Origin of the sequence: Streptomyces sp. NPDC002602 (assembly GCF_042889445.1) — a bacterium.
Lineage (GTDB): Bacteria > Actinomycetota > Actinomycetes > Streptomycetales > Streptomycetaceae > Streptomyces.
The window spans coordinates 597,261-623,597 of sequence record NZ_JBIAQX010000001.1 but is presented as its reverse complement, the minus strand read 5'-3'; the positions used below and the strand labels follow the sequence as shown (position 1 = coordinate 623,597).

General features: G+C 71.9%; 22 protein-coding genes. 14 read left to right on the top strand and 8 right to left on the bottom strand.

The window, feature by feature from the left end; translation table 11 throughout:
* Positions 1-79: 79 nt before the first annotated feature.
* The 7 genes from ACFYW3_RS02430 to ACFYW3_RS02400 form a co-directional block, all read right to left on the bottom strand.
* Positions 80-2,050: a DUF5107 domain-containing protein gene (locus ACFYW3_RS02430; protein WP_389385289.1), complete on the bottom strand. Its 1,971-nt coding sequence runs from the start codon at positions 2,048-2,050 to the stop codon at positions 80-82.
* Between the two features lie 102 nt (positions 2,051-2,152).
* On the bottom strand, positions 2,153-3,052 hold the full coding sequence (locus ACFYW3_RS02425) for an arginase family protein (RefSeq protein WP_389385288.1): 900 nt from the start codon (positions 3,050-3,052) through the stop codon (positions 2,153-2,155).
* A gap of 4 nt (positions 3,053-3,056) precedes the next feature.
* The gene (locus tag ACFYW3_RS02420; RefSeq protein WP_389385287.1) at positions 3,057-3,632 is read right to left on the bottom strand and encodes a GNAT family N-acetyltransferase; all 576 of its coding nucleotides are present in this window, start codon (positions 3,630-3,632) and stop codon (positions 3,057-3,059) included.
* Between the two features lie 35 nt (positions 3,633-3,667).
* Complete coding sequence (locus tag ACFYW3_RS02415) at positions 3,668-5,659, bottom strand: prolyl oligopeptidase family serine peptidase (protein ID WP_389385286.1); 1,992 nt, start codon at positions 5,657-5,659, stop codon at positions 3,668-3,670.
* A 13-nt stretch (positions 5,660-5,672) separates the two neighbouring features.
* Positions 5,673-7,019: a M20/M25/M40 family metallo-hydrolase gene (locus ACFYW3_RS02410; protein WP_389385285.1), complete on the bottom strand. Its 1,347-nt coding sequence runs from the start codon at positions 7,017-7,019 to the stop codon at positions 5,673-5,675.
* 1 nt (position 7,020) lies between these two features.
* Positions 7,021-7,854, bottom strand: a complete 834-nt coding sequence (locus ACFYW3_RS02405; RefSeq protein ID WP_351758857.1) for a M55 family metallopeptidase — start codon at positions 7,852-7,854, stop codon at positions 7,021-7,023.
* A gap of 178 nt (positions 7,855-8,032) precedes the next feature.
* On the bottom strand, positions 8,033-8,476 hold the full coding sequence (locus ACFYW3_RS02400) for an SRPBCC family protein (protein WP_351758860.1): 444 nt from the start codon (positions 8,474-8,476) through the stop codon (positions 8,033-8,035).
* Positions 8,477-8,670: 194 nt separating this feature from the next.
* Between ACFYW3_RS02400 and ACFYW3_RS02395 the strand changes: the two genes are divergently transcribed.
* The 3 genes from ACFYW3_RS02395 to ACFYW3_RS02385 all read left to right on the top strand — a co-directional run bounded on the left by ACFYW3_RS02395 (position 8,671) and on the right by ACFYW3_RS02385 (position 11,856).
* The gene (locus tag ACFYW3_RS02395; protein WP_389385284.1) at positions 8,671-9,723 is read left to right on the top strand and encodes an Rv2578c family radical SAM protein; all 1,053 of its coding nucleotides are present in this window, start codon (positions 8,671-8,673) and stop codon (positions 9,721-9,723) included.
* 142 nt (positions 9,724-9,865) lie between these two features.
* Positions 9,866-11,419: an alpha/beta hydrolase gene (locus tag ACFYW3_RS02390; protein WP_351758938.1), complete on the top strand. Its 1,554-nt coding sequence runs from the start codon at positions 9,866-9,868 to the stop codon at positions 11,417-11,419.
* 23 nt (positions 11,420-11,442) lie between these two features.
* The gene (locus ACFYW3_RS02385; RefSeq protein WP_389385283.1) at positions 11,443-11,856 is read left to right on the top strand and encodes a RidA family protein; all 414 of its coding nucleotides are present in this window, start codon (positions 11,443-11,445) and stop codon (positions 11,854-11,856) included.
* Here the strand turns inward: ACFYW3_RS02385 and ACFYW3_RS02380 are convergent.
* Complete coding sequence (locus ACFYW3_RS02380) at positions 11,853-12,482, bottom strand: HEAT repeat domain-containing protein (RefSeq protein WP_389385282.1); 630 nt, start codon at positions 12,480-12,482, stop codon at positions 11,853-11,855. The genes ACFYW3_RS02385 and ACFYW3_RS02380 overlap by 4 nt on opposite strands.
* Before the next feature lie 376 nt (positions 12,483-12,858).
* Here ACFYW3_RS02380 and ACFYW3_RS02375 point away from each other — a divergent pair, with 376 nt between their 5' ends.
* From ACFYW3_RS02375 to ACFYW3_RS02325, 11 genes are all read left to right on the top strand, one after another.
* The gene (locus ACFYW3_RS02375; protein ID WP_351758871.1) at positions 12,859-14,661 is read left to right on the top strand and encodes a 3-hydroxybutyryl-CoA dehydrogenase; all 1,803 of its coding nucleotides are present in this window, start codon (positions 12,859-12,861) and stop codon (positions 14,659-14,661) included.
* A 187-nt stretch (positions 14,662-14,848) separates the two neighbouring features.
* A complete protein-coding gene (locus tag ACFYW3_RS02370; RefSeq protein ID WP_351758873.1) occupies positions 14,849-15,679 on the top strand; it encodes a TetR family transcriptional regulator in 831 nt (276 codons plus the stop codon).
* A 399-nt stretch (positions 15,680-16,078) separates the two neighbouring features.
* Positions 16,079-17,416 carry a crotonyl-CoA carboxylase/reductase gene (gene ccrA / locus ACFYW3_RS02365; RefSeq protein WP_351758876.1) on the top strand — a complete coding sequence of 446 codons (1,338 nt, stop codon included), beginning with the start codon at positions 16,079-16,081 and terminating at the stop codon, positions 17,414-17,416.
* Between the two features lie 31 nt (positions 17,417-17,447).
* Complete coding sequence (locus ACFYW3_RS02360; RefSeq protein WP_351758878.1) at positions 17,448-19,553, top strand: protein meaA; 2,106 nt, start codon at positions 17,448-17,450, stop codon at positions 19,551-19,553.
* Positions 19,550-20,524, top strand: coding sequence for a CoA ester lyase (locus tag ACFYW3_RS02355; RefSeq protein ID WP_267796087.1), 975 nt, complete (start codon positions 19,550-19,552; stop codon positions 20,522-20,524). Before ACFYW3_RS02360 ends, ACFYW3_RS02355 begins: the two co-directional genes overlap by 4 nt.
* Positions 20,525-20,529: 5 nt before the next feature.
* Positions 20,530-21,042 carry a MaoC family dehydratase gene (locus ACFYW3_RS02350; protein WP_053681718.1) on the top strand — a complete coding sequence of 171 codons (513 nt, stop codon included), beginning with the start codon at positions 20,530-20,532 and terminating at the stop codon, positions 21,040-21,042.
* A gap of 4 nt (positions 21,043-21,046) precedes the next feature.
* Positions 21,047-22,252, top strand: a complete 1,206-nt coding sequence (locus ACFYW3_RS02345; RefSeq protein WP_267796086.1) for an acyl-CoA dehydrogenase family protein — start codon at positions 21,047-21,049, stop codon at positions 22,250-22,252.
* 186 nt (positions 22,253-22,438) lie between these two features.
* Complete coding sequence (locus tag ACFYW3_RS02340) at positions 22,439-23,095, top strand: phosphatidylserine decarboxylase (RefSeq protein WP_053681721.1); 657 nt, start codon at positions 22,439-22,441, stop codon at positions 23,093-23,095.
* Between the two features lie 61 nt (positions 23,096-23,156).
* On the top strand, positions 23,157-23,939 hold the full coding sequence (pssA, locus tag ACFYW3_RS02335) for a CDP-diacylglycerol--serine O-phosphatidyltransferase (protein ID WP_371591609.1): 783 nt from the start codon (positions 23,157-23,159) through the stop codon (positions 23,937-23,939).
* 362 nt (positions 23,940-24,301) lie between these two features.
* Complete coding sequence (locus tag ACFYW3_RS02330; protein WP_351758881.1) at positions 24,302-25,783, top strand: AlkA N-terminal domain-containing protein; 1,482 nt, start codon at positions 24,302-24,304, stop codon at positions 25,781-25,783.
* A gap of 15 nt (positions 25,784-25,798) precedes the next feature.
* On the top strand, positions 25,799-26,308 hold the full coding sequence (locus tag ACFYW3_RS02325) for a methylated-DNA--[protein]-cysteine S-methyltransferase (protein WP_351758884.1): 510 nt from the start codon (positions 25,799-25,801) through the stop codon (positions 26,306-26,308).
* Positions 26,309-26,337 lie beyond the last annotated feature (29 nt).

Below are 26,337 nucleotides of genomic sequence, written 5' to 3'. Positions count from 1 at the left end.
CGGTCGGGGCGACCCGTAGGGGCGGGCGGCGCCACCGGGACCCGTGCCGTGGCGCCGCGGCCGGGCCGCCGTCTCAGGGTTACGGCTTCGGCGGGCGCATGCGGAAGTCGTACGCGGGGGGCAGCGGGCGGTCGGTGAGCGTGGCCCACACCTCGGCCAGGGTGTCCTCCCCTTCCCGGAGGTCGGCGACTTCGAGGCCCTCCTCGAAGACGCGGCGGGCCGCGGCCACATGGCCCTCGGCCGCGAGGAGCCGCGCCGCGAGGAGCCGGAAGCGGCCCTCCTCGCGCCGCGCCGGCCGCAGTCGGTCCCACACTGCGCGAGCCCGGTCCGGCCGGCCGGCCGCCAGCAGGGCGGTCATGGCCTCCCGCCCGAGCGCGGACTCGACGGCCGGCCAACCGGCCTCCGCCCCGCTCTCGTCGGCCAGGTTCGCGAAGGCCTCCGCGTAGCGGTCGGCCGCCCGGTCGAGGTCGCCGGCCAACGCGTCGGCCTCCGCCAGGCACCTCAGCAGCGGCCACCGCGACGCCGCCGGCGCGAGCCCGCGCTCCCAACTGCGCACGGCCTGCGCGATGTCCCCGGCGTGCCACTGGGCCACGCCCAGGTGGTACTCGGTCAGCGGGTCGGCGGGCGCGGTCTCCAGCATGTCCCGCCAGTGCGGGGCGACCAGGCTGGGGCCGGGCGGGGCGGCCCGCCCGGGCCGGGGGAAGGCCCCGGAGCGCCACAACTCCAGCCAGGGGGCCTGTTCCTCCCCCAGGGTCGATTCCTCGAAGGGGGTGCCGGGCAGCTTGAAGCCCGCGCGCAGCACCTCCAGCGCGCCCCAGCCGGAGCCCGTCGCGAGTCGCTCGCCCGGTTCGGTGTCCGCGGAGCCTCGCCAGGCCTCGTGGGCCGCGTCCAGGCGTTCCCGGGGCAGTGCCGTCTCCAGGGCCGCCCCGGCCGCGGCGCGGGCGGCGCCCCAGTCGCTCCCGTGCACCGCCCCGGCGTCCGCCGACAGGGCTCCGTACGCCTCCAGCCAGCTGAACTCCGCCCCGCCGTCCAGGCGTACGTGTTCGAGTTGGGTGCGGGCCAGGCCGGCCTGGATCTCGGCGTAGCCGACCGTGCCCGGCTCCGTCAGCCACTCCTGCCAGCGCCGGCCGCCGGTGCCCGCGCCCCACGTGAAGAGCTTGCGGCCGCGCAACCGCCCGGTCGAACTCTGGACGAGCCCCCGCCCGTCGGCGTCGAGCGAGGCGATCCAGGGGCGGTCCGTGTCCTGTACCTCGTAGAAGTAGTCGGCCGGGTACGTGCCGCGCGGCGGGTACGTACGGTCGACGCCCTCCCACTCCGGTACGGGGACGCGGCGCAGCTCGCGTTCGTACCCGAAGTGCCAGGCCTCGTCCGCCGGGGCGAGGACACGGGTGCCGGCGTCCTCGGGGACGGCGATGTTGGACCACCAGTAGAGGGGCGCGGGGCGTTCGTGCGGGTTGCGCACGCGGACGCCGACGTACAGGAACTCCGAGTCCTCGGGCAGCCACAGGTCCACCTGGAACGGGGTCTCGCGCAGCCGCTCCCACTCCCACAGCCGGAGCATCGTGGCGCCGTCGGGCCCGGGGACGAGCGCGGCGTGCAGCGGGGCGCAGGCGAGGGCGCCGTGCCCGGTGGCTCCGATGTTCCATTCGACGCCGCCGGAGAACCAGGCGCCGTTGAGGGCGAGGTTGGCGGGTTGGAACACCGGGTTGCGGTAGAGGAGTTCGCGTCCGGTCGGCAGGTGGACGAGGGAGTGGATCCGGCCGCCGAGCCCGGGCAGCACGGTGACGCGCAGGTGCGCGTTCTCGATGACGATCGCGTCGTACTCGCGCGGCGCCCGCTCCCGTCCGTAGCCGTCGCGGATCCGGACGGGCAGCAGCGAGCGCAGCGGCTCGTACCCGATCTGTCGCGCCATGTCGCGGGGCAGACCCCGGCGCGACCGCTCGTCCAGTTCGTGCGCCCCGTCGGGCGCGCGCAGGGCGGGCAGTGGGTTCTCGGGGCCCAACGGGGCTCCGGGGAGGGTCAGTACGGCGCGTCGGACGGTGGTGGCCATGAGGGAATGGAACACGCCACGGGGGTCGGTGCACAGGGGTTCCGCGGATCACCACCGGTCAGGATTACGCAAAGCCCTGGCCTGCGGATGACGGGATCGGTGTCAGGCGAACGCTCCCGCCACCAGGTCGGCGAGCAGGGCCCCCGCGCGCCCGTCGAGGTCGAGGTCCGGGTCGTAGATCGTGACGTTGAGTCCGACGCAGCGCGGCGATCGGGCCAACACGCCGAGCAGTTCGGCGAGTTCGTCGGGAATCAGCCCGCCCGGGTCGGGGCTGTCGACAGCCGGCATCACGCTCGGGTCCAGGACGTCGGCGTCGAGGTGCACCCAGAAACCGGCGGTGTCCGGCGGGTGGAGTCCTTCCAGGGCGTCCCGGGCGACGGGGCCGGCGCCGCGTTCGCGGATCTCTCCGACGGTGGCCACCCGGATCCCGGCGGCGCGCAGCTCCGGGAGGTCCTCGTCCCCGTCACGGACGCCGAAGAGACGCACGTCCTCGTCGCGCAGGTACGGGCCGAGCCCTTCGAGGTCGGCGAGGTCGCCCTGGCCGCGTCCCGTGGACAGGGCCAGCTCCTCGCCGCCGGCGGCGCCGACCGGTCCGTTGACCGCGGTGTTCCCGGGGTGGCGGAAGTCCGCGGAGCCGTCGATGGCGGCCAGTCCGTACCGGCCGAGGCGCCGCATGGCCAGTGCGGCGCCGAGCTGGATCGAGCAGTCCCCGCCGAGCACGACGGGGAACTCCCCGTCCCGCAGGTGCGCCTCGATGCGGTCGGCGAGGGTGACGGTGTAGCGGGCGAGGGAGGCGGCGTGGAAGACCCCGTCGCCCTCCTTCCAGTCGCCCCGGTCGTAGCGCGGCGGCACCACGACCCCGCCCTCGCGCGCGCCGAGTCGGGCGAGGAGCCTCTGTTCCCGCAGGGCTCCCGCCAGCTTGTAGACGCCGGGTACGGTGCCGGGCGCGGGCGGGCGCAGGCCGAGGTTGGAGGGGGCGTCGAGCAGCACGATGGTTCGCATGTCCTCATCCTGGGCGACGCGCGCCCCCGGGACCAGGCATTTCGGCGGTCAGGGCCCAGCGCTCGTGGTCGCGCCAGGCTCCGTCGATGTGCAGGAAGTCCGGGGAGAGGCCCTCCAGCCGGAAGCCGCGGCCTCGGACGAGGGCGAGGGAGGCGGCGTTGTCGGGCTGGATGTTCGCCTCCAGTCGGTGCAGGCCGAGGCCCTGGCCGGCGGGTGCGAAGGCGTACCCGATCACGAGGTCGAGGGCCTCGCCGAGGAGTCCCCGGCCGGCGGCGTGGGCGAAGGCGGCGTAGCCGAGGGCTCCGCACTGGAAGCCCCCGCGGACGATGTTGTTGACGTTGACGAATCCGGCGATGGCCCCGCCGGCGCGCTCGCAGACGAGGAATCCGACCCGGCTGTCGCCGTCTCCGAGCCGGGCCGCCCAGGGCTCGTACGCCTCGACGGTGTCGGGCGGGAACATCCAGGGGCGGTGCAGGGCGCGGCTCTCGTGGACGCGGGTGACGAACTCGGGTCCGTCGGCCGGCCGAAAGGACCTGATCCCGACCCTGGCCCCCGCGTCGAGGTAGGTGGCATGCGACATCGGCCCAGGCTAGTGCCCTGACCGCGGCGGGTCCCTCACGGCTCCAGCGGCAGCCGCGGCACGTCCGTCCGCTCGATCCCGAACACCTGCGCGTAGAGCGAGAGTTCCGCTTCCAGGGCGCGGACCATGGTGTCCGCGCGGCGGAAGCCGTGCCCCTCGCCCTCGAAGGTCACGTACGCGTGCGGTACCCCCCGGCCCCGCAGGGCGGCGAGCAGCCGTTCGGCCTGGGCCGGCGGGCAGATCGGGTCGTCCAGGCCCTGGAGCAGGACGAACGGCGCGGTGATCCGGTCGGCGCGGGCCACCGGGGAGCGTTCGCGGCAGATCAGGTCGAGGGTGGCCGGCGGTCCGGCGAGCCCGTCGATGTAGCGGGATTCCAGGTCGTGCGTCTCGGCCGCGAAGCCGCGCAGGTCCAGGACGGGGTAGATGATCGCCGCGCAGGCGTACAGGTCGGTGGCGGCCAGGGAGGCCGCGGCGGTCCAGCCGCCGGCGCTGCCGCCACGGATCGCGAGCCGGTCCGGGTCGGCGGTGCCCTCGGCGGCCAGGGCGCGGGCCACGGCCGCGCAGTCCTCCACGTCCACCACGCCCCACTGCTCGCGCAGCCGCTCCCGGTAGGCGCGGCCGTAGCCGGAGGAGCCGCCGTAGTTGACCTCGACGACGCCGATGCCGCGCGAGGTGAAGTAGGCGATGTGCAGGTCCAGTACGGGTGGCACGTGGTCGGTGGGGCCGCCGTGCACCCACACCACGTAGGGGGGCAGTTCGTCGGCGGGGGCCGGCCGGTCCGGGTGGTGCGGCGGGTAGACGTGGGCGTGGATCTCGCGGTCGTCCGGGCCGGTGAAGGTCCGGCTCTGCGGCTCGGGGTAGTAGGACGGGTCGACGGGGTCGGCCGCCCGGGCGCCGATCACCCGGGCGTGGCCGGTGGCGGTGTCGAGTTCCACCACCTCGTATCCGCTGCGCGGACTGGCGGCGACCCCGAAGACCCGCGAGTCGCTGACGGCCAGGGTGGGTTGCCAGGACGTCCAGGGCCCGGCGGCGTCCACCAGGTCCCCGCTCTCGGGGTCGAGTACGCCGAGCACCGAGGAGCCCTGGCCGTGCAGGACGGCGACGAGCCCGTCCGGCAGCGGGGCCAGCCAGCTCAGTCCGGGCTTCCACAGCGGGCCGCCGAACTCCTCTTCGCGGGGGCACAGGTTGACGGCCTCGCCGCCGCGCGGGTCCACCCGGTACGGGTTCCACCAGCCGCCCCGGTCGCTCACCGCGAGAAGGGTCCCGTCGGGCGCCCACTCCACCTGGGCCACGGCCTCGTCGGGTCCGCCGAGCACGGTGCGGGGGGCGCCGATCGTGCCGGCCCCGGTGACCTCGGCGAGCAGCAGCTCGGTGCCGTCCCAGGGCATCCGGGGGTGGTCCCAGACGAGTCGGGCCACGGTGCGCCCGTCGGGGGACAGTCGGGGTCCGGTGGTGAACCGGTGCCGGTCGTCGGTCAACTCCCTCACGGCGTGGCGGTCTTCGGCGGCCGAGCCGTCCAGGGGGACGGCGGCCAGGACGCGCCGCACGTCGGTCGGCGCGGGTCCGGTGAACTCCTCCAGCACGCACCAGACCTCGTCGCCGCGCAGCACCGGGTCGACCCAGCGCAGTCCGCCGCCGACCGTGCCGACGGGGGTGAGCGGTCGGGGGGACGGGGCGCCGGGCGCGTCCGGTTCGTAGGCGTACAGCCTCTGGTCGGCGAAGTGGACGAAGATCAACAGCGGTCCGCCGGAGGCCCGTTCGACGCCGGCCCAGGGGCGCCCCCCGTACTCGGTGACCCTGCTGCGGACGTTCCAGGGCGCGGGCAGCACGGGCCGTTCGGGCCGGCCGTCGGCGGGGCGGCGCACGAGGGTGCGGCGGCCCCCCTCCTGCGGCCGGGGCTCGGTCCACCACACCTCGGGGCCGATCGTGCCCACGTACTCGGGCCGCCCGTCGAGTGCGGCGGCGAGTGCGGCGTCGATGGGCGAGGGCCAGCCGCCGTAGGGCCTGGGCGGGGTGAGGGGCGCCATCACCGGGTCCCCGTCACAGCGCGCGCAGGGCGCGGTCGAGGACGCGGACGCCGAAGTGCAGGGCGTCGACCGGGACCCGCTCGTCCACGCCGTGGAAGAGGGACCAGTAGTCGAAGCCGGGCGGCAGCTTGAGCGGGGAGTAGCCGTAGCCGGTGATGCCGAGCCGGGAGAACTGCTTGGCGTCGGTGCCCCCCGCCATGCAGAACGGGACCACGTGCCCTTCGGGGTCGAAGTGCTCCACGGCCTCGCGCAGGATCCCGAACGTCCGTCCGTCCACGGGGGCTTCGAGCGCCACCTCGCGGTGGTGGAACTCCCAGTGCACGTCGGGGCCGGTGAGCGCGTCGAGGGTGGCGATGAACTCCGCCTCCCCGCCGGGGAGCGTGCGGCCGTCCACGTGGGCGGTGGCCTGGCCCGGGATCACGTTCAGCTTGTAACCGGCGCTGAGCATGGTCGGGTTGGCGCTCTGTCGCACGGTGGCCTGTACGAGGGCGGCGGCCGGGCCGAGGGCGGCGAGCAGCTCCGTCAGGTCGAGGTCCTCGGCGCGCGGGTCCACCGACAGGCCTTCCAGGGCGGCGAGTTCGGCGATGCAGGCGATCACGGTGTCGGTGAGGCGCACCGGCCACTCGTACTCGCCGATCCTGGTGACGGCGGCGGCGAGACGACTGACGGCGTTGGCCCGGTTGGGCTTGGAGCCGTGCCCGGCGGTGCCGTGCGCGGTCAGCTTCAGCCAGGCGGTGCCCCGCTCGCCGGCGGCGATCGGGTAGAGGGAGCGGCCCGGGGCGGGGTGGATCGTGAAGGCGCCGGACTCGCCGAGCCCCTCCGTACAGCCCTCGAAGAGCTCCGGGTGGTGGTCGGCGAGGAAGCCCGCCCCGTCGATCGCGCTGTCCTCCTCGTCGGCGGTGTACGCGATCACGATGTCGCGGCGCGGCTTCACGCCCGCCCGCGCCCAGGCCCGTACGACGGCCAGCACCATCGCGTCCATGTTCTTCATGTCGACGGCGCCGCGACCCCAGACGACGCCGTCGCGGATCTCGCCGGAGAAGGGGTGCACGCTCCAGTCGGCGGCCTCGGCGGGCACCACGTCGAGGTGGCCGTGGACCAGGAGCGCGTCGGCTGCGGGGTCGCTGCCCTCGATCCGGGCCACCACGTTGGTGCGGCCCGGGGTGCGTTCCAGCAGGATCGGGGCCAGGCCGGCGCCGGCGAGCCGTTCGGCGACGTACTCGGCGGCCGGTCGCTCGCGGCAGTCGCCGCCGCCGCGGTTGGTGGTGTCGATGCGGATGAGGCCGGAGGTGTAATCGACCACCTCGTCGAGTGCCGTCGGGTCCACGGCTTCGCGGGGGCGGGTCTCCGTTGCGTGCATGTCAGCCATACTGCTCCTCCACAGCCGCCGAGACGACCGTCGTGACCGCCTTGAAGGTCCGGATCCCCTCGTACATCGTCTCGTTGGTGTACGCGACCCTGCGTTCGCCCGAACGTTCGACACCGGGAACCACGGTGGCGGCCAGACCCAGGTGCTCGGCGTCGAACTCCAGTTCCACCGTGAACGGTCCTCCCACGACGGGCTCGTGGCGGACCGCGAGGGCGACGGCCTCCGTCGCGGCGGCCCGGATGTCCGCGGCCGTGCGGGCGGGTGTGCGACAGACGGCCGCGTACCGCGAGACGTGGTCCTTGACCGCGACGGTCACCGCGTCCGGGGCGTAGCCGGCGGCGTCGACACAGGTCAGGTCGTCGCCGGTGACGAGGATGACCGGGACTCCGTACTCGGCGACGACATGGGCGTTGAGCAGCCCCTCGCTGGCGCGCACGCCGTTGATCCAGACACCGGTGATCGAGTTCGCGAGGTAGGTGTGGGCGAGGACGCCCTCCGTGCCGGCCCCCGTGTGGTAGCCGACGAAGGCGACGCCGTCCACGTCGCCGTACTGGACGCCCTCGACCATGGAGAGCGACTTGTGCCGGCCGGTGAGCATCTCGGCGCGGGCGTCCAGCTTCTCCAGGAGCAGGTTCCGCATGGTCCAGTGGGCCTCGTTGACGAGGACCCGGTCGGCGCCGCCGTCGTAGAAGCCGAGCACGGCGGCGTTCACGTCGGAGGTGAACATCGACCGGCAGCGCTCCCACTGGGGGGTGCCGGGCAGCACGTCGGCGGGCCAGGTGACGCCGGTGGCGCCTTCCATGTCGGCGGAGACGAGGATCTTCATCGGGTCCCCCGGTGGGTCGGGTCGCGTCCCCGGTGGGCCGGGCCGCGGACTCCTCACCCTAACCGCCCGGGCCTCTCCCGCCCCGGGGGCCACGCCCGGGTTCCGGCGGCTCACCCCCGGACGGAAGACCACCCGAACCGGTGAGCCGCCCGGCGCCGCCGGCGGGCAACGGCCTTGCTCAGCCCTCGACTTCACCGGCCAGGTTGGCGAGCAGGGTGTCGTGGATGCGGGCGAGGCCCTTCGGGGCGAAGGTGCGCTCGAAGAAGCCGCCGATGCCGCCCGCGCCGTTCCAGACGGTGCTGACGACCACCTTCGACCGGCCCTCGCCGGCCGGGGTCACCGTCCAGGTGGTGACCATGGAGGAGTTGCGGTCCTTCTCCACGAGCCGGCCCTCGGTGGGCTCGGTGACCTCCAGCAGGCAGTCGCGCACCCGCTTGCTGGTCGCCTGGAGCTTCCAGTGGACCAGGGTGCCCGCACCGTCGCCGCCCTCGCGCACCTCGTACTCGCTGTAGTGCTCGGGGAGCAGCTTGCCCCGGGTCCCCGAGTAGTCCGCCAGCGCGTCGAAAACGGTCTCCGCGTCAGCCGCGATGATCCGCTCCGTGGTGGCCTCGACCTGCGCCATAGCTGTTCCTCCAGCAGTCGTGTCCGCTCGTCGCGGCTAGACAACCACCTCCGGGGCGGGGGCCCAAATCCGGGGCGGACGCCACGTGGACCGGGGCGGGCCGAGCGTTCCCGCCGGCCGGCCGGATTCCACCCCGCACGATCATGGGAACGTTTGTTCTATTCTCGGGCCCGAGCCACCAAGGGAGGCGCACCATGCGCTGGAACCATCTGACCGAGGACACCGGGACCGAGGACCGCCCGAGCTCCGGGCCCGCCGCGCTCTTCGGGGCGGACTCGGTCGTCACCCGCACCTTCGACACCCCCGAGTTCCGCGGGATCACCTTCCACGAGGTCCGCGCCCGCTCGATCGTGAACCGGGTGCCGGGTGCCTCGCGCATGCCGTTCGAATGGACGGTCAACCCCTACCGGGGCTGCAGCCACGCATGTGTCTACTGCTTCGCGCGCAAGACCCACGGCTACCTCGACCTCGACACCGGCATCGGCTTCGACTCGCAGATCGTCGTCAAGACCAACGCCCCCGAACTGCTGCGCCGCGAACTCGGCTCGCGCCGCTGGACCGGCGACCACATCGCCATGGGCACCAACGTCGACTGCTACCAGCGGGCCGAGGGCCGCTACAGGCTGATGCCGGGCATCATCGAGGCCCTGCGGGAGCACGCCAACCCCTTCTCCGTCCTCACCAAGGGGACCCTGATCCTGCGCGACCTGCCGCTGTTGCGCGCGGCCGCCGAGGTCACGGAGGTCGGCATCTCCGTCTCCGTCGGATTCACCGACACCGCGCTGTGGCGCACCGTCGAACCCGGCACCCCCTCCCCCGCCGCCCGGCTGAACGTCGTACGGACCCTCACGGACGCCGGCATCGAGTGCGGGGTGCTGATGGCCCCGGTCATCCCCTTCCTCGGGGACTCCCCGGAGCAACTGCGCGACACCGTCCGGGCCGTCGCCGAGGCGGGTGCCACCTCCGTGACACCGCTCGTGCTCCATCTGCGGCCGGGCGCCCGCGAGTGGTTCACGGCCTGGCTGGGCACGCACCACCCGCGGCTGGTCTCCCGCTACGAGCGGATGTACGCGGGCGGGTCGTACGCGCCCACCTGGTACCAGCGCCGGATCACCCGACACGTCCACGAACTCGCGACGGAGTACGGCATCGGCCCCTCCCGCAGGGGCGGGTCCCGCCGGATACCGGTGCCCGAACGGCCGGCCGAGCCGGCGCACGCCGGTCCGACCCAGCTCACCCTCCTGTGATCCCGGACGGCCCCTGAAGGCTCATCACATCGGACCAATCGGCAGCCCAATCCCGCATTCCGGCCTTGGTTTCCGGGACGATTCCGCCCAGAACCCTCGGCTGGGAGGCCTCATGCTGCACCCCGTGACCAAGCGCGGCCCGATGAAGAAGCGCGCCGCCGTCCTGCTGTCGATCTCCACCGTGGCCGCCGCCCTCGCGAGCCCGGTCACCGCCGCCCCGGCGGCCGCCACGGCCCCGACGGCCCCGGCCCTGCGCTGGACCGACTGCAAGACGCCCCGCCACCCCACGCTCCAATGCGCCTCCCTCAAGGTCCCGCTCGACCACGACCGGCCCGCCGGCCGGCAGATCGCCCTCGCGCTGACCCGCGTCCCGCACACGTCCGCGACCTCCCGGGGCCCCCTCTTGGTCAACCCCGGCGGCCCCGGTGGCAGCGGGCGCGCCCTCGCCGGGTACATCGCCTCCGCGCTGCCCAAGGACGTGGCCGGCTCGTTCGACGTGATCGGCTTCGACCCGCGCGGCGTGGGCAGGAGCGAGCCCGCCCTGGACTGCGGCGCCGGGCACTTCACCCCCGTGCGCCCCGACTCCGTGCCCCTGGACCGGGCGACCGAGCAGGCCAACCTGGAGCGGGTCAAGACCTTCGCCGAGTCCTGCCAGACCAAGCACGCGGACGTGCTCCCGTACATCGGCACCGTCTCGGCCGCCCGCGACCTGGAGGTGCTGCGCACGGCGCTCGGCGCACCGAAGCTCAGCTATCTGGGGTACTCCTACGGGACCTATCTGGGCGCCGTGTACGCCCGGCTCCACCCTGACCGGGTCGACCGGCTGGTGCTGGACTCCGTCGTGGACCCGGCCGGCGTCTGGTACGAGGACAACCTCGCCCAGGACCAGGCCTTCGACGCCCGCCACAAGGCCTTCCTCGCCTGGGTGGCCCGGTACGACGAGAAGTACCGGCTCGGCACCGACCCGGCCCGGATCGAGGCGCGCTGGTACGAGATGCGCGACGCGCTGCGCGCGGCGCCGGCGGGCGGCAAGGTGGGCCCCTCCGAACTGGAGGACACCTTCATGCCGGGCGGCTACTACAACGGCTACTGGCCCCACCTCGCCGAGGCCTTCTCCGCGTACGCGGTGGACAAGGACCCCAAGCCGCTGGTGTCGGCCTACGAACGGTTCGGCGCGGTGGAGCCCTCGGCGGGCAACAGCTACAGCGTCTACACCGCGGTGCAGTGCCGGGACTCGGCCTGGCCGCGGAACTGGAACCAGTGGCGCGCCGACATGTGGCGCACGCACACCAAGGCACCCTTCATGACCTGGAACAACGCCTGGTACAACGCCCCCTGCGCGTTCTGGCCGACGGAACCCCTGCAGGCCCCGGACGTGACCAACACCGAGCTCCCCCAGGCCCTGCTGTTCCAGGCGACGGAGGACGCGGCGACCCCGTACGAGGGCGCGGTCAGCATGAAGGGCAAGCTCAAGGGCTCGGCCCTGGTGGTCGAGCAGGGCGGCGGCAACCACGGGATCGCCCTGAGCGGAAACAAGTGCCTGGACGAGAAGCTGTCCGCGTACCTGCGCACCGGCAAGGCCGCGGACGCCTCCTGTCCCGCGCAGCCCGCACCGACGCCGGCCGCCGCGACGCGCGCGGTCCCGCCCTCGGCGGGCGGCGCGGCGCTGCACGGCCTGCTTGGCTTCCGCGGCTGAGCCCGGGAGGGCAGGATGGGCGCATGATCACACCCCGCACCGACCACCTCACCCGCGTCGCCGCGCCCGAGGGCGTCGGCCCGAGCCCCCAGTACAGCCATGTCGTCTGGGGCACCGGCCGGTTCGTCGCGATCTCGGGGCAGTGCGCCTTCGACGAGGAGGGCGGGGTGGTCGGCGTCGGCGACGCGGCGGCGCAGGCCCGTCAGGTGTTCGAGAACCTGCGCCGCTGTCTGGCGGCCGCCGGCGCGACCTTCGCGGACGTGGTGAAGCTGACGTACTTCGTGACGGACGTCGCCCACCTGCCGGCGGTGCGGGACGCCCGGGCCGCCGTCATCCCGGCGGACCGCCTCCCGGCCTCCTCGGCGGTCCAGGTCGCCGCGCTGGTCCACCCGGAACTCCTCCTGGAGATCGAGGCCTTCGCGGTGGTTCCGGTCTAGGCCGGCTCTTTCGGGTCCTGCCGGTCCCGGTCGACCCGCTCCGGGCCGGCCGGCTCCCTCCGCTCCCGGGTGGCAGGGGCCAGTCGGCGCAGTGCCTCCGTCGCGGCCACCGCCAGGCGGGGGTGGGACTGGGCGCGGGTGAGGACCTCTCGGGCACGGGGGTCGGCGAGGGCACCGAGGCCCTCCACGCACGCCAGGGCGACCCGCCAGTACGGGTCGTGGGGCGACAGGAGCCGGGACAGGGTGCGGATCAGCGCCGGAACCGACTCGGGGGCCCGCAGCGCCGCCAACAACCGGACCGGGTGGAGGGCGTAGGCGGTGCGGAGTTCGTTCGTCGCCAGGGCGGCCGCCGCCCGGGCCGTACGCGGGTCCCCGAGAACGGCCAGCGCCCGCGCGGCGGCCTCGCAGCGCGGCGGGTCCCGGTGGTTGAGGAGCAGTACCAGCGACTCGAAGGCCCGCCGGTCGCCGGCCAGCCCCAGCCGGTAGGCGGCCAGTTCGCGGGCCCACAGCGGCAGGCCGGCACGGGTCAGGGAGGCCGCCAGCGCGTCGGGGTCCGCCGCGAGCAACTCCTCGTACTCCGCCGACTGCCCCGACTCTGTCCGCAGGCGTTCCAGCACGTCGTTCACGCGGCCAACCCTAGGGGGACGGGGCCGCCGCCACTCCGGGTTCCCGAGATGTGCGCACCCCTGATGATCGATGATCGATGATCGGTACATTTAGGCGTTACAGGTCACATCTCCGCGCTATGGCGCGCCAGTTACCGGCGAGTTACTCTCGCTTCAACACGTACGGGGCAGGCCTGGTGACGCAGCCACCTCGTACCAGTCGGTTCAGTACCCCAGGTACCCCAGGTACCGCATGTTCGTGATCGGCGTGATCCCCGGGACAGGGTCCGCCGCTCCACGCCCCCTCTTCGGGCATCTCGTGCGGAAATTCCGGTCCGCGTGCCGTGCGGCCGCGCGCCTCCCCTCAGTCGTCACCCTCTTCCACTGGAGTCCCGCGATGGACCTTCCGTCCACGTCCAGTCAGTCCACCCTGCAAACCATCGCCGTCGTCGGCCTCGGCACGATGGGCACCGGCATCGCCGAGATCCTGGCCCGGGCCGGCCGCGAGGTCATCGGCATCGACGTCAGCGACGCCGCCACCCGTCGGGCCGGCGCCGCCCTCGCGGCCGCCACGGCCCGCTCCGTCGCCAAGGAGCGGCTGACCGAGGCCGAGCGCGACGGCGTGCTCGCCCGCTTCCGCACCTTCACCGAATTGAGCGCGGCCGCCGACGCCGACCTGGTGATCGAGGTGGTCCCGGAGGACTACGCGCTCAAGCAGCGGCTGTTCCGCGAGCTCGACGCGATCGTCCGCCCGGACACGATCCTGGCCACCGGCACCAACGCCCTGTCGGTGACCCGGATGGCGGCCGAGTCCCAGCACCCCGAGCGGGTCCTGGGCCTGCACTTCTTCAACCCGGCGCCGGCGATGAAGCTCGTCGAGGTCGTCTCGTGCGTGCTGACCTCCCCGACCGCCGTCGAGGCCGTCACCGAGCTGGCCCGCGACCTCGGCAAGCAGCCCGTCGCGGTCGGCGACCGGCCCGGTTTCGTGGCCGACGGCCTGCTCTTCGGCTACCTCAACCAGGCCGCCGCGATGTACGAGTCGAAGTACGCCTCCCGCGAGGACATCGACGCGGCGATGCGGCTCGGCTGCGGCCTGCCCATGGGTCCGCTGGCCCTCCTCGACCTGATCGGCGTGGACACGGCCCGGACCGTCCTGGAGGCCATGTACACCTCCTCCGGCGACCGGCTGCACGCCCCGGCCCCGATCCTCGGCCAGTTGGCCGAGGCCGGCCTGACCGGGCAGAAGTCCGGGCGCGGGTTCTACACGTACGAGGCCCCGGGCAGCCAGGTCGTCGTCCGTGACCTCCAGACCCCGCTGGACGGTTCCCTGCTCGGCTCGGGCCGTCCGGTCTCCTCGGTCGGCGTGGCCGGTTCGGGGACGATGGCGAGCGGCATCGCGCAGGTCTTCGCGCAGGCCGGGTACGCGGTCGTGCTGGCGGCCCGCAGCCAGGAGAAGGCGGTGGCCGCCAAGGCCGCGATCGGCAAGTCCCTGGGCCGTGCGGTGTCCAAGGGCAGGCTGACCGAGGCGGCCGCCGCCGAGACCATGGAGCGGATCACGCCGGCCGGTTCGCTGGACGCCTTCGCCGAGGTGGACCTCGCCGTGGAGGCCGTCGCGGAGGACCTGGCCGTCAAGCAGGAGCTGTTCGCCGGTCTGGACAAGGTCTGCAAGCCGGGCGCCGTCCTGGCGACCACCACCTCCTCGCTCCCGGTGATCGCGGTGGCGCGGGCGACCTCTCGTCCGCAGGACGTGATCGGCATGCACTTCTTCAACCCGGCTCCCGCGATGAAGCTGGTCGAGGTGGTCCGGACCGTCCTGACGGCGGACGACGTGCACGCCACGGTCCGCGAGGTCTGCGCGAAGGTGCGCAAGCACCCGGTGGACTGCGGGGACCGGGCCGGGTTCATCGTGAACGCGCTGCTGTTCCCGTACCTGAACAACGCGATCAAGATGGTCGAGCAGCACTACGCGAGCCTGGACGACATCGACGCCGCGATGAAGCTGGGCGGCGGCTACCCGATGGGGCCCTTCGAACTCCTCGACGTGGTCGGCCTGGACGTGTCGCTGGCCATCGAGAAGGTCCTGCACAAGGAGTTCCGCGACCCGGGTCTGGCTCCGTCCCCGCTGCTGGAGCACCTGGTGGCGGCGGGCTGCCTGGGCCGGAAGACCGGCCGCGGTTTCCGTGAGTACGCCCGCCGGTAAGCCGAGCCCGGACCGGCGGACACCCGAGCCGGATGCGTGGGGAGGGCTGCTCGGGCCTGCCGGACCCTCACGGCAGGCGAGCCCTCCCGACGAGCACTGTGTGCGCAGTGCCGGCTCTCCCCCGCATCCCTCCCCGTCCCACCCCCCTCAGGCGCGCCCTGCCGCGCGAATGAAGTACTTTCGCTCTATGTCCCAGCCCGCCAAGACCTCGCCCCGCGCCGCCGCGACCTCCGACGCCCCGGAGAGCACGGCCGGCACCAAGGCGGCCGCGCAGCGGCTCAAGATGCGCCGCGAGCTGGCCGCGGCCGCCATGGAGCTGTTCGCCACCAAGGGGTACGAGGCCACGACGGTCGACGAGATCGCCGCGACCGCCGGGGTGGCGCGCCGGACCTTCTTCCGGCACTTCCGCTCCAAGGAAGAGGCGATCTTCCCGGACCACGACGACACCCTGACCCGCGCCGAGGCCGTGCTGGACGTGGCCCCGACGCACGAGCACCCGCTCGACACGGTGTGCCGCGGGATCAAGGAAGTCATGAAGATGTACGCCGCGTCGCCGGCGGTGTCGGTGGAGCGCTACCGGCTCACCCGCGAGGTACCGGCGCTGCGGGAGCGGGAGATCGCCTCGGTGGCCCGGTACGAGCGGTTGTTCACGCGCTACCTGCTCGCCCACTTCGACGAGCAGGACCACCACGACGGCAATGACGACCCGCTGCTGGCGGAGGTGGCCGCCTCGGCGGTGGTCACGGCCCACAACCACGTGCTGCGGCGCTGGCTGCGGGCGGGCGGGCAGGGGGACGTGGAGGCGCAGTTGGATCACGCCTTCTCGATCGTGCGCAAGACCTTCGGGTCGGGGATCGGGGCCGGTCGCACCGCGGCGGGCCCGCCCGCCGCGCCGGCGGCGGCCGTCCGCGCTCAGGGCGAGGTGCTGGTGGCGGTGGCCCGCACGGACGCCCCGCTCGACGAGGTCATGCGGACCATCGAAGAGGCGCTCAGGAACAAGCAGGACAGCAAGCGGTAGGCACACGTCGTTCACGCGGGTTACCCGCGTCACAGTGGCCGCTCCCGTTCCGGGGGCGGCCATTTGCGTTTGTCCGAGTTGTCCCTACTCGCGGGTAACCCTGATCGATCATCGCTCATCTGCGCAGGTCAAATGGCAAATGAGAGAAAGTTTTGGCACGCGGTGCCTTGCTGAGTGACACGGGGTGCCATACGTTGAATCTTGTCCGGATGTCCCCGCGGTCCTCGCCCACTCGGCACGAACCGCGCCCCGGATGCCTGCGTCACCAGGCACCAGCACGCCTCACCACGGGCGTCGCAGCACCACCGCTTCGCCGAACCGACGGCACACACCACACCCGTTCCGCGCACCCGCGTACCCCTCAGCGCACCCTCATCAGCGCTCGCCGGAGGCAACACCGTGAAGGACATCCTGGAAGCCATCCAGTCGCAGGCCGCCACGCCCGACGACTTCGCGGCCCTGCCGCTCCCCGACTCGTACCGCGCGATCACCGTGCACAAGGACGAGGCGGGGATGTTCGAGGGGCTCACGACCCGTGAGAAGGACCCCCGCAAGTCCCTGCACCTGGACAACGTCCCGGTGCCGGAACTCGGCCCGGGCGAGGCCCTGGTCGCCGTCATGGCCTCCTCGGTCAACTACAACTCCGTGTGGACCTCGATCTTCGAGCCGGTCTCCACCTTCAGCTTCCTGGAGCGCTACGGGCGCCTCTCGGACCTCAGCAAGCGCCACGACCTGCCGTACCACGTCATCGGCTCCGACCTCGCGGGCGTCGTCCTGCGCACCGGTCCCGGCGTGAACTCCTGGCAGCCGGGCGACGAGGTCGTCGCGCACTGCCTCTCGGTGGAGCTGGAGTCCTCCGACGGCCACAACGACACGATGCTCGACCCCGAGCAGCGCATCTGGGGCTTCGAGACCAACTTCGGCGGCCTGGCGGAGATCGCCCTCGTCAAGTCCAACCAGCTGATGCCCAAGCCCGACCACCTCAGCTGGGAGGAGGCCGCCTCCCCCGGCCTGGTCAACTCCACCGCCTACCGCCAGTTGGTCTCCCGCAACGGCGCCGGCATGAAGCAGGGCGACAACGTCCTGATCTGGGGCGCCAGCGGCGGCCTCGGCTCCTACGCCACCCAGTTCGCGCTGGCCGGCGGGGCCAACCCGATCTGTGTCGTCTCCAGCGACCAGAAGGCGGACATCTGCCGGTCGATGGGCGCGACCGCGATCATCGACCGCAACGCCGAGGGCTACAAGTTCTGGAAGGACGAGCACACCCAGGACCCCAAGGAGTGGAAGCGCTTCGGCAAGCGCATCCGCGAGCTGACCGGCGGCGAGGACATCGACATCGTCTTCGAGCACCCCGGCCGCGAGACCTTCGGCGCGAGCGTCTACGTCACCCGCAAGGGCGGCACCATCACCACCTGCGCCTCGACCTCGGGCTACATGCACGAGTACGACAACCGCTACCTGTGGATGTCGCTCAAGCGCATCATCGGCTCGCACTTCGCGAACTACCGCGAGGCGTGGGAGGCCAACCGCCTGATCTCGAAGGGCAAGATCCACCCCACCCTCTCGAAGGTCTACTCCCTGGAGGAGACCGGCCAGGCCGCCTACGACGTCCACCGCAACCTCCACCAGGGCAAGGTCGGCGTCCTCGCGCTCGCCCCCGAGGAGGGCCTGGGCGTCCGCGACCACGAGCTGCGCGCGACGCACCTCGACGCGATCAACCGCTTCCGTAACGTCTGAGACCGTTCAAGGGCCAAAGGGACAGCCTGAGATGACAGAGCGCCAGAAGGACCGTCCGTGGCTCATGCGGACGTACGCCGGCCACTCCACGGCCGAGGCGTCCAACGAGCTGTACCGCCGCAACCTCGCCAAGGGCCAGACCGGCCTGTCGGTCGCGTTCGACCTGCCGACGCAGACCGGCTACGACCCCGACCACATCCTCGCCCGCGGCGAGGTGGGCCGGGTCGGGGTCCCGGTCTCCCACCTGGGCGACATGCGGAGGCTGTTCCAGGACATCCCCCTGGAACAGATGAACACCTCGATGACGATCAACGCCACCGCCATGTGGCTGCTGGCGCTCTACCAGGTGGCCGCCGAGGAGCAGGGCGCGGACATCGCCCTGCTCCAGGGCACCACCCAGAACGACATCGTCAAGGAGTACCTCTCGCGCGGGACGCACGTCTTCCCGCCGGGTCCGTCCCTCCGCCTGACGACGGACATGATCGCGTACACGGTCAACCACATCCCGAAGTGGAACCCGATCAACATCTGCTCGTACCACCTCCAGGAGGCCGGGGCCACCCCGGTCCAGGAGATCTCGTACGCGATGTCGACCGCCATCGCCGTGCTGGACTCGGTCCGCGACTCGGGCCAGGTGCCCGAGGAACGCTTCGGCGAGGTGGTCGCCCGCATCTCCTTCTTCGTGAACGCGGGCGTCCGCTTCATCGAGGAGATGTGCAAGATGCGCGCCTTCGGCCGCATCTGGGACAAGGTCACCCTGGAGCGCTACGGCATCGACAACGCGAAGCAGCGCCGCTTCCGGTACGGCGTCCAGGTCAACTCCCTCGGGCTGACCGAGGCCCAGCCGGAGAACAACGTCCAGCGCATCGTGTTGGAGATGCTGGCGGTCACCCTCTCCAAGGACGCCCGCGCCCGCGCCGTGCAGCTCCCCGCCTGGAACGAGGCGCTGGGCCTGCCCCGGCCCTGGGACCAGCAGTGGTCGCTGCGCATCCAGCAGGTCCTCGCGCACGAGAGCGACCTGCTGGAGTACGAGGACATCTTCGCCGGCTCGACCGTCATCGAGGCCAAGGTGGACTCGCTGGTGACGGAGTGCCTGGCCGAGATCGACCGGATCGAGGAGATGGGCGGCGCCATGGCGGCCGTCGAGTCGGGCTACCTCAAGTCCCAGCTGGTCTCCTCGCACGCCGAGCGGCGGGCCCGGATCGAGGACGGCGAGGACAAGATCGTCGGAGTCAACTGCTTCCAGCAGACCGAGGAGAACCCCCTCACCGCCGACCTGGACGGCGCCATCATGACGGTGGACGGGGCGCTGGAGGCGCAGACCGTCGAGCGCATCGGCCACTGGAAGGCCGAGCGGCAGGAGTCCTCCGACCGGCAGGGCGGCGGCGACCCGTTCGTCTTCCCGACGGTGCGCCAGTCCCTGGACCGGCTGAAGGACGCCGCGGCGGGGACCGAGAACCTGATGGAGGCCACGCTGGAGTGCGCCCGGGCGGGCGTCACCACCGGCGAGTGGGCCGGCGCGCTGCGCGAGGTGTTCGGCGAGTTCCGCGCCCCGACCGGGGTCTCCTCGGCCCCGGTGGCGGTCACGGCCGAGGCGGGCACCCCCATGGCCCTGGTCCGCGCGAAGGTCTCCCGTACGGCCGACGAGCTGGGCTCCGGCCGGCTGCGGCTGCTGGTCGGCAAGCCCGGCCTGGACGGTCACTCCAACGGCGCCGAGCAGATCGCCGTCCGGGCCCGTGACGCCGGCTTCGAGGTGGTCTACCAGGGCATCCGGCTGACACCCGAGGAGATCTCCTCGGCGGCGCTGGCCGAGGACGTGCACTGCGTGGGACTGTCCATCCTGTCCGGTTCGCACAGCGCCCTCGTCCCCGACGTGCTGGAACGCCTGCGTCTGGCGGGGGCGGGTGACATCCCCGTCATCGTGGGCGGCATCATTCCCAATGCCGACGCGGTGACACTGAAGGCGGCCGGCGTGGCCGCCGTGTTCACCCCCAAGGACTTCGGCATCACGGAGATCATCGGACGTATCGTCGACGAGATCCGCAAGGCCAACAAGCTCCACCCCCTTGACGACGCCGACATGGTCGACATCGCCGACACAGCTGACATCGCCGAAAGCACGGAGGTCCCCGCATGACCACGCCCACTTCCCCGGTCAACCGGCTCCGGCCGCGCCGCTCCTGTCTCGCGGTGCCGGGTTCCAACCCCCGGTTCCTGGAGAAGGCCCAGGGCCTGCCGGCCGACCAGGTCTTCCTCGACCTGGAGGACGCCTGCGCCCCCCTCGCCAAGGAAGGCGCCCGCCACACCATCGTGGACGCGCTGAACAAGGGCGACTGGACGGGCAAGACCCGGGTCGTGCGTGTCAACGACTGGACCACGCACTGGACGTACCGCGACGTCATCACGGTCGTCGAGGGCGCGGGCCAGAACCTCGACTGCATCATGCTCCCGAAGGTCCAGGACGCGCAGCAGGTCGTGGCGCTGGACCTGCTGCTGACCCAGATCGAGAAGACCATGGGCTTCGAGGTCGGCAAGATCGGCATCGAGGCGCAGATCGAGAACGCCAAGGGCCTGGTGAACGTCGACGAGATCGCCGGCGCCTCCCCCCGGCTGGAGACCATCATCTTCGGCCCGGCCGACTTCATGGCCTCGATCAACATGAAGTCCCTGGTCGTGGGCATGCAGCCGCCCGGGTACGGCGCGGACGCCTACCACTACATCCTGATGCGGATCCTGATGGCGGCCCGCATGCACGACCTCCAGGCGATCGACGGCCCCTTCCTCCAGATCAAGAACGTGGACGGGTACCGCGAGGTCGCCGGCCGCGCGGCGGCCCTCGGCTTCGACGGCAAGTGGGTGCTGCACCCCGGCCAGGTCGACGCCGCGAACGAGGTCTTCTCCCCCTCGCAGGAGGACTACGACCACGCCGAGCTGATCCTCGACGCGTACGACTGGTGCACCTCCGAGGCCGGCGGCAAGAAGGGGTCGGCGATGCTCGGCGACGAGATGATCGACGAGGCCAGCCGCAAGATGGCCCTGGTCATCTCGGGCAAGGGCCGCGCCGCCGGGATGCGTCGCACCACCAAGTTCGAGATCCCGGAGGCCTGATCCCCATGCAGTTCGGACGCACGTACGAAGAGTTCGAGATCGGTGCCGTTTACAAGCACTGGCCCGGGAAAACCGTCACCGAATACGACGACCACCTCTTCTGTCTGCTGACCATGAACCACCACCCGCTCCACATGGACAGCAACTACGCGGAGAACACCACCGACTTCGGCAAGAACGTCGTCGTGGGCAACTACATCTACTCCCTGCTGCTGGGCATGTCGGTCCCCGACGTCTCGGGCAAGGCCATCGCCAACCTGGAGATCGAGTCGCTGCGCCACGTGGCGCCGACCTTCCACGGCGACACCATCTACGGCGAGACCACGGTCCTCGACAAGACCCCGTCGAAGTCGAAGAACGACCGCGGGATCGTCTACGTGGAGACCAAGGGGTACAAGCAGGACGGCACCCTCGTCTGCGTCTTCCGGCGCAAGGTGATGGTTCCGACGGAGACCTACATCAAGGAGCGCGGCGGCGAACAGCCCGGCCGGCCCACGCTGAAGGAACAGGGGAAGTAGAACCATGAGCCGACTTGCCCAGACCGCCGGCCTGACGGACGACCAGAGGGACATCCTCAAGACCGTCCGGGAGTTCGTCGACAAGGAGATCATCCCGGTCGCGACCGAGCTGGAGCACCGCGACGAGTACCCGCAGCAGATCGTCGACGGACTCAAGGAACTCGGCCTCTTCGGCCTGATGATCCCCGAGGAGTACGGCGGCCTGGGTGAGTCGTTGCTCACCTACGCGCTGTGCGTCGAGGAGATAGCGCGTGGCTGGATGTCCGTCTCGGGCATCATCAACACCCACTTCATCGTGGCGTACATGCTCAAGCAGCACGGCACGCAGGAGCAGAAGGACCACTTCCTTCCCCGCATGGCGCTGGGCGAGGTGCGCGGCGCGTTCTCGATGTCCGAGCCCGGGCTCGGCTCGGACGTGTCGGCCATCACCTCGAAGGCGGTGAAGGACGGCGACGAGTACGTCCTGAACGGCCAGAAGATGTGGCTGACGAACGGTGGCACCTCGACGCTGGTGGCCGTTCTGGTCCGAAGTGACGAAGGACACCCCGAGGGCACCGCCCCGCACAAGTCCATGACGACCTTCCTGGTCGAGAAGGAGCCGGGCTTCGGTGAGGTCCGTCCGGGCCTGACCATCCCGGGCAAGATCGACAAGATGGGCTACAAGGGCGTCGACACGACCGAGCTCATCATGGACGGACTGCGCATTCCGGCCAATCGGGTGCTTGGCGGCCAGACCGGCCGAGGGTTTTACCAAATGATGGACGGGGTCGAGGTCGGCCGCGTCAACGTGGCGGCGCGTGGTTGCGGTGTCGCCCAGCGTGCGTTCGAGCTGGGTGTCTCCTATGCCCAGCAACGTCACACTTTCGGCAAGGCCATCGCCGAACACCAGGCCATCCAGTTCAAGCTGGCCGAGATGGCTACCAAGGTCGAAGCCGCCCATGCGATGATGGTCAATGCAGCACGCAAAAAGGACTCCGGGGAACGAAACGACCTCGAAGCAGGGATGGCGAAGTACCTCGCCTCCGAGTACTGCAAGGAGGTGGTGGAGGACGCCTTCCGTATCCACGGCGGGTACGGCTTCTCGAAGGAGTACGAGATCGAGCGCCTCTACCGGGAAGCCCCGATGCTCCTCATCGGCGAAGGTACGGCCGAGATCCAGAAAATGATCATCGGGCGACGCCTGCTGGAGGAGTACCGACTGCAGGGCTGAAAGTCCCTTTCGTGGGGAATCGAGCAAAGATTCCCCACGCAAGAGTCACTACCAGTGACCGACTTACGGCCATCGACTCGGCTTCTGGCTTGCCCAGTTGTTGCGCGCAACCGATAGCATTCCAGTAAAGCCGCCGTCCCGTCCCCCCGTTTGCGGCGCGGCAATCACCCGCTACGAAGGTCATCCATGCCCCACAGCCAAACCTCTGCACCTCGCGTCGGCCTCCTCGGTGGACGTCTCGCACGCGGAGCATCGCCGTGGCTTCTGCCGACCGTCGCCACCGCGGCGCTCAGCCTCACCCGGGCGCGCAAGTCCGGGCGCTGGGCCGCGGCGGCCGTGCCCGCCACCGCGCTCGCCGCGGGCATGCTGTGGTTCTTCCGCGACCCCGAGCGTGAGATCACGCAGGGTCGGGTCATCTCCCCCGCCGACGGTGTGGTGCAGAGCATCATGCCGTGGAAGGACGGACGGACCCGCGTCGCGATCTTCATGAGCCCGCTGAACGTCCACGTCAACCGTGCCCCCCTGGCGGGCACGGTGACGTCCGTGGAGCACATCCCCGGCGGGTTCGTCCCGGCGTTCAACAAGGAGAGCGAGAACAACGAGCGCGTCGTCTGGCACTTCGACACCGAGCTCGGCGACATCGAGATGGTGCAGATCGCCGGCGCGGTCGCGCGTCGGATCGTCCCGTACCTGCCGGCCGGCACCAAGGTGGAGCAGGGCGAACGCATCGGTCTGATCCGCTTCGGATCCCGCGTCGACATCTACCTCCCCGAGGGTGTCGAGGTCGCGGTCGAGGTCGGACAGGCCACCACCGCGGGGGTGACCCGAATTGACCGTGACTGACCCTGAGACTCCTGCCACAGGCTGGGTGCCTGAGGCCAAGGACGAGGACGACGCCGAGGACATGCCGCTCTCCCTGCGGCTGTCGATAGCGGACACCCTCACCCTCGGCAACGCGACCTGCGGCTTCATGGCGGTGTACTTCACCACCACCGGGATCCTGATCCCGCACCTCACCGGCAGCGGCGAGTCGGGCATGGCCCGCAGCAGCGCCGCCACGGCGGTGATACTGATGCTGCTCGCCGCGGTCTTCGACCTGTTCGACGGGATCGTGGCCCGCAAGCTGCGCAGCTCGCCGATGGGCGCGGAGCTGGACAACCTGTCCGACCTGATCAGCTTCGGGCTGGCGCCCGCGTACTTCGTCCTCGTCTACGGCATGGTCGCCGACGACGCGGTCCAGAAGATGTCGGCGCTGGCGGCGATCGTGGTGCTGCTGGCCGTGGTGCTGCGTCTCGCGAGATTCAGCTGCGTGACGATGAAGGACGGCATGTTCCAGGGCATGCCGAGCCCCTTCGGCGCCCTGACGGTCGTCTCGATCGTGCTGCTGGAGCTGCCGTTCGTCCCGACGCTGCTGGCGATCGTCGGCGTGGCGTGGCTGATGGTGAGCCGGGTCGAGTACCCCAAGCCGCGGGGTGTCCTCGCGGTGGCGATGCTGAGTTGGATCGTCGCGGCGATGGGCCTGTTGGCCGCCTGGGCGTTCGACGCCCCCGGTGGTCAGCTGCTGCTCCAGACCGGCTGCGCGCTGCAGATCGCCATGGCGGCCACGATCCCGCTGTTCGCGACGACCCGTCGCGCGAACACCTTCCGCCACAACCGGCGCGAGGCCCGGGCCACCCAGGCTCCGTAGGCTCCACGCCGTGAAGCTGTCCGAGATGGCCCCCGATGCCGCCGAGGCGCCGGGGGCCCTTCTCGTGTCCCCGGGGGCCTGACGCGCCCGCGGGGGCCTTTCCGGGGGCCGCGGGGGCCTTCCCGAGGCCCGCGCAGGGCGGGGCCGCGCAGGGCGGGGCCGCGGGGCTTCCCGGGGCCCGCGCCGGACGGGACGCGCCGGACGGGCCCGCGCCGAGCGGGGCGGCCCCGTCCGGCGGTAGGGTCTCGGGCCCGACGGCACCGCCGGGTTCCCGGTGCGGCGGCCTCCCGGACGGCGGCGGGCGTAGCCTTGATGTCGGAAAACCGCCAGCCCCGCCCCGTTCGCACCGGGATCCTGGAGCCATGTACACCGACACCGACCGCTGTGTCAGGGCCGTGCAGTCGAAGGACGCCCGCTTCGACGGCTGGTTCTTCACCGCCGTCCTCACCACCCGGATCTACTGCCGCCCCTCCTGCCCGGCCGTGCCGCCCAAGGTCGAGAACATGTCGTTCCTGCCCAGCGCGGCCGCCTGCCAGCAGGCCGGCTTCCGGGCCTGCAAGCGGTGCCGGCCCGACACCTCCCCCGGGTCCCCCGAGTGGAATGCCCGCGCCGACGCCGTCGCCCGGGCCATGCGGCTCATCCAGGACGGGGTCGTCGACCGCGAGGGCGTGCCGGGGCTGGCCACCCGTCTCGGCTACTCGACCCGGCAGGTGGAGCGACAGCTCAACGCCGAGCTGGGAGCGGGGCCGCTGGCCCTGGCCCGGGCCCAGCGGGCGCAGACCGCGCGGCTGCTGATCGAGACCTCCGAGCTGCCCATGGCCGACGTCGCCTTCGCCGCCGGGTTCTCCTCGATCCGGACCTTCAACGACACCGTCCGCGAGGTCTTCGCCCTCTCCCCCAGCGAGCTGCGCACCCGCGGCGAGAAGGCCCACCGCGACACGCCCCGGATCCCGGGGACCATAAGCCTGCGGCTGCCGTACCGGTCCCCGCTCAACCCCGACAACCTCTTCGGCCACCTCGCCGCGACCGCCGTGCCCGGAGTCGAGGAATGGCGGGCCGGAGCGTACCGCCGAACCCTGCGCCTGCCCTACGGCACCGGCGTCGTCGCCCTCACCCCGCGGCCCGACCACATCGGCTGCCAGCTCGCCCTGACCGACCTGCGCGACCTCACCCTCGCGATCAGCCGCTGCCGCCGGCTGCTCGACCTGGACGCCGACCCCGAGGCCATCGACGAACAACTGCGCGCCGACCCGCTGCTGACCCCGCTCGTGGACAAGGCTCCCGGGCGCCGGGTGCCCCGTACCGTCGACGCGGCCGAGTTCGCCGTACGGGCGGTCCTCGGACAGCAGGTGTCCACCGCGGCGGCCCGTACGCACGCGTCCCGGCTGGTCGTCGCGCACGGCGAGCCGGTGGCCGATCCCGACCCGGCGGGCGGGCTGACGCACGTGTTCCCCTCCCCGCAGGCGCTGGCCGGGCTGGACCCGGAGTCCCTGGCCCTGCCGCGCAGCCGCCGTACGACGCTGACCACGCTCGTGGCGGCGCTGGCGGACGGTTCGCTGCCGCTCGGCATCGACAGCGACTGGGAACTCGCCCGGGCGAGGCTCGCCGAGCTGCCCGGGTTCGGTCCGTGGACCATCGAGGTCATCGCGATGCGGGCACTCGGCGACCCGGACGCGTTCCTGCCGTCCGACCTGGGGGTCCGGCGGGCCGCGCGGGGGCTCGGTCTCCCGTCGACGCCCGCGGCGCTGACGGCCCGGGCGGCCCGCTGGCGGCCCTGGCGCGCGTACGCCGTGCAGTACCTGTGGGCCACCGAGGACCACGCCATCAACCACCTGCCCGTCTGAAGGAGCCCGACCGTCATGACCAGCAAGCAGCACACCGTCGTCGCGAGCCCCTACGGCCCGCTGACGCTCGTCGCCACCGACGGCGTCCTGAGCGGCCTGTACATGGTCGGGCAGCGACACCGACCGGCCGAGGAGTCCTTCGGCGAGCGGGTCGCGCCGACCGAGTCGCCGTTCCCCGAGGTGGTGCGGCAGTTGACCGCGTACTTCGCCGGGGAGCTGAACGAGTTCACGCTGCCGCTGCGCATGGAGGGGACCGACTTCCAGCGCAGCGTGTGGGAGCAGCTGGTGCGCATCCCGTACGGCGAGACCTGGTCGTACGGACAGCTCGCGGACAAGCTGGGCAAGCCGGGCGCCTCACGCGCGGTGGGCCTGGCGAACGGCAGGAACCCGATCGGCATCATCGTCCCCTGCCACCGCGTCATCGGGGCCTCGGGCGGCATGACGGGCTACGGCGGCGGGGTGGAGCGCAAGGTGAAGCTGCTGGCCTTCGAGTCCGGCGCCCCCACCCAGGAGGAACTGGGCTGACCCGCCCGGGTCGCCCGGCCGCCGTCCCA

Coding starts and splice junctions, on each gene's coding strand:
- ACFYW3_RS02430 (WP_389385289.1), bottom strand. CDS start 2,050: ATGGCCACCACCGTCCGACGCGCCGTACTGACCCTCCCCGGAGCCCCG.
- ACFYW3_RS02425 (WP_389385288.1), bottom strand. CDS start 3,052: ATGCGAACCATCGTGCTGCTCGACGCCCCCTCCAACCTCGGCCTGCGC.
- ACFYW3_RS02420 (WP_389385287.1), bottom strand. CDS start 3,632: ATGTCGCATGCCACCTACCTCGACGCGGGGGCCAGGGTCGGGATCAGG.
- ACFYW3_RS02415 (WP_389385286.1), bottom strand. CDS start 5,659: ATGGCGCCCCTCACCCCGCCCAGGCCCTACGGCGGCTGGCCCTCGCCC.
- ACFYW3_RS02410 (WP_389385285.1), bottom strand. CDS start 7,019: ATGCACGCAACGGAGACCCGCCCCCGCGAAGCCGTGGACCCGACGGCA.
- ACFYW3_RS02405 (WP_351758857.1), bottom strand. CDS start 7,854: ATGAAGATCCTCGTCTCCGCCGACATGGAAGGCGCCACCGGCGTCACC.
- ACFYW3_RS02400 (WP_351758860.1), bottom strand. CDS start 8,476: ATGGCGCAGGTCGAGGCCACCACGGAGCGGATCATCGCGGCTGACGCG.
- ACFYW3_RS02395 (WP_389385284.1), top strand. CDS start 8,671: ATGCGCTGGAACCATCTGACCGAGGACACCGGGACCGAGGACCGCCCG.
- ACFYW3_RS02390 (WP_351758938.1), top strand. CDS start 9,866: ATGAAGAAGCGCGCCGCCGTCCTGCTGTCGATCTCCACCGTGGCCGCC.
- ACFYW3_RS02385 (WP_389385283.1), top strand. CDS start 11,443: ATGATCACACCCCGCACCGACCACCTCACCCGCGTCGCCGCGCCCGAG.
- ACFYW3_RS02375 (WP_351758871.1), top strand. CDS start 12,859: ATGGACCTTCCGTCCACGTCCAGTCAGTCCACCCTGCAAACCATCGCC.
- ACFYW3_RS02370 (WP_351758873.1), top strand. CDS start 14,849: ATGTCCCAGCCCGCCAAGACCTCGCCCCGCGCCGCCGCGACCTCCGAC.
- ACFYW3_RS02360 (WP_351758878.1), top strand. CDS start 17,448: ATGACAGAGCGCCAGAAGGACCGTCCGTGGCTCATGCGGACGTACGCC.
- ACFYW3_RS02355 (WP_267796087.1), top strand. CDS start 19,550: ATGACCACGCCCACTTCCCCGGTCAACCGGCTCCGGCCGCGCCGCTCC.
- ACFYW3_RS02350 (WP_053681718.1), top strand. CDS start 20,530: ATGCAGTTCGGACGCACGTACGAAGAGTTCGAGATCGGTGCCGTTTAC.
- ACFYW3_RS02345 (WP_267796086.1), top strand. CDS start 21,047: ATGAGCCGACTTGCCCAGACCGCCGGCCTGACGGACGACCAGAGGGAC.
- ACFYW3_RS02340 (WP_053681721.1), top strand. CDS start 22,439: ATGCCCCACAGCCAAACCTCTGCACCTCGCGTCGGCCTCCTCGGTGGA.
- pssA (WP_371591609.1), top strand. CDS start 23,157: ATGCCGCTCTCCCTGCGGCTGTCGATAGCGGACACCCTCACCCTCGGC.
- ACFYW3_RS02330 (WP_351758881.1), top strand. CDS start 24,302: ATGTACACCGACACCGACCGCTGTGTCAGGGCCGTGCAGTCGAAGGAC.
- ACFYW3_RS02325 (WP_351758884.1), top strand. CDS start 25,799: ATGACCAGCAAGCAGCACACCGTCGTCGCGAGCCCCTACGGCCCGCTG.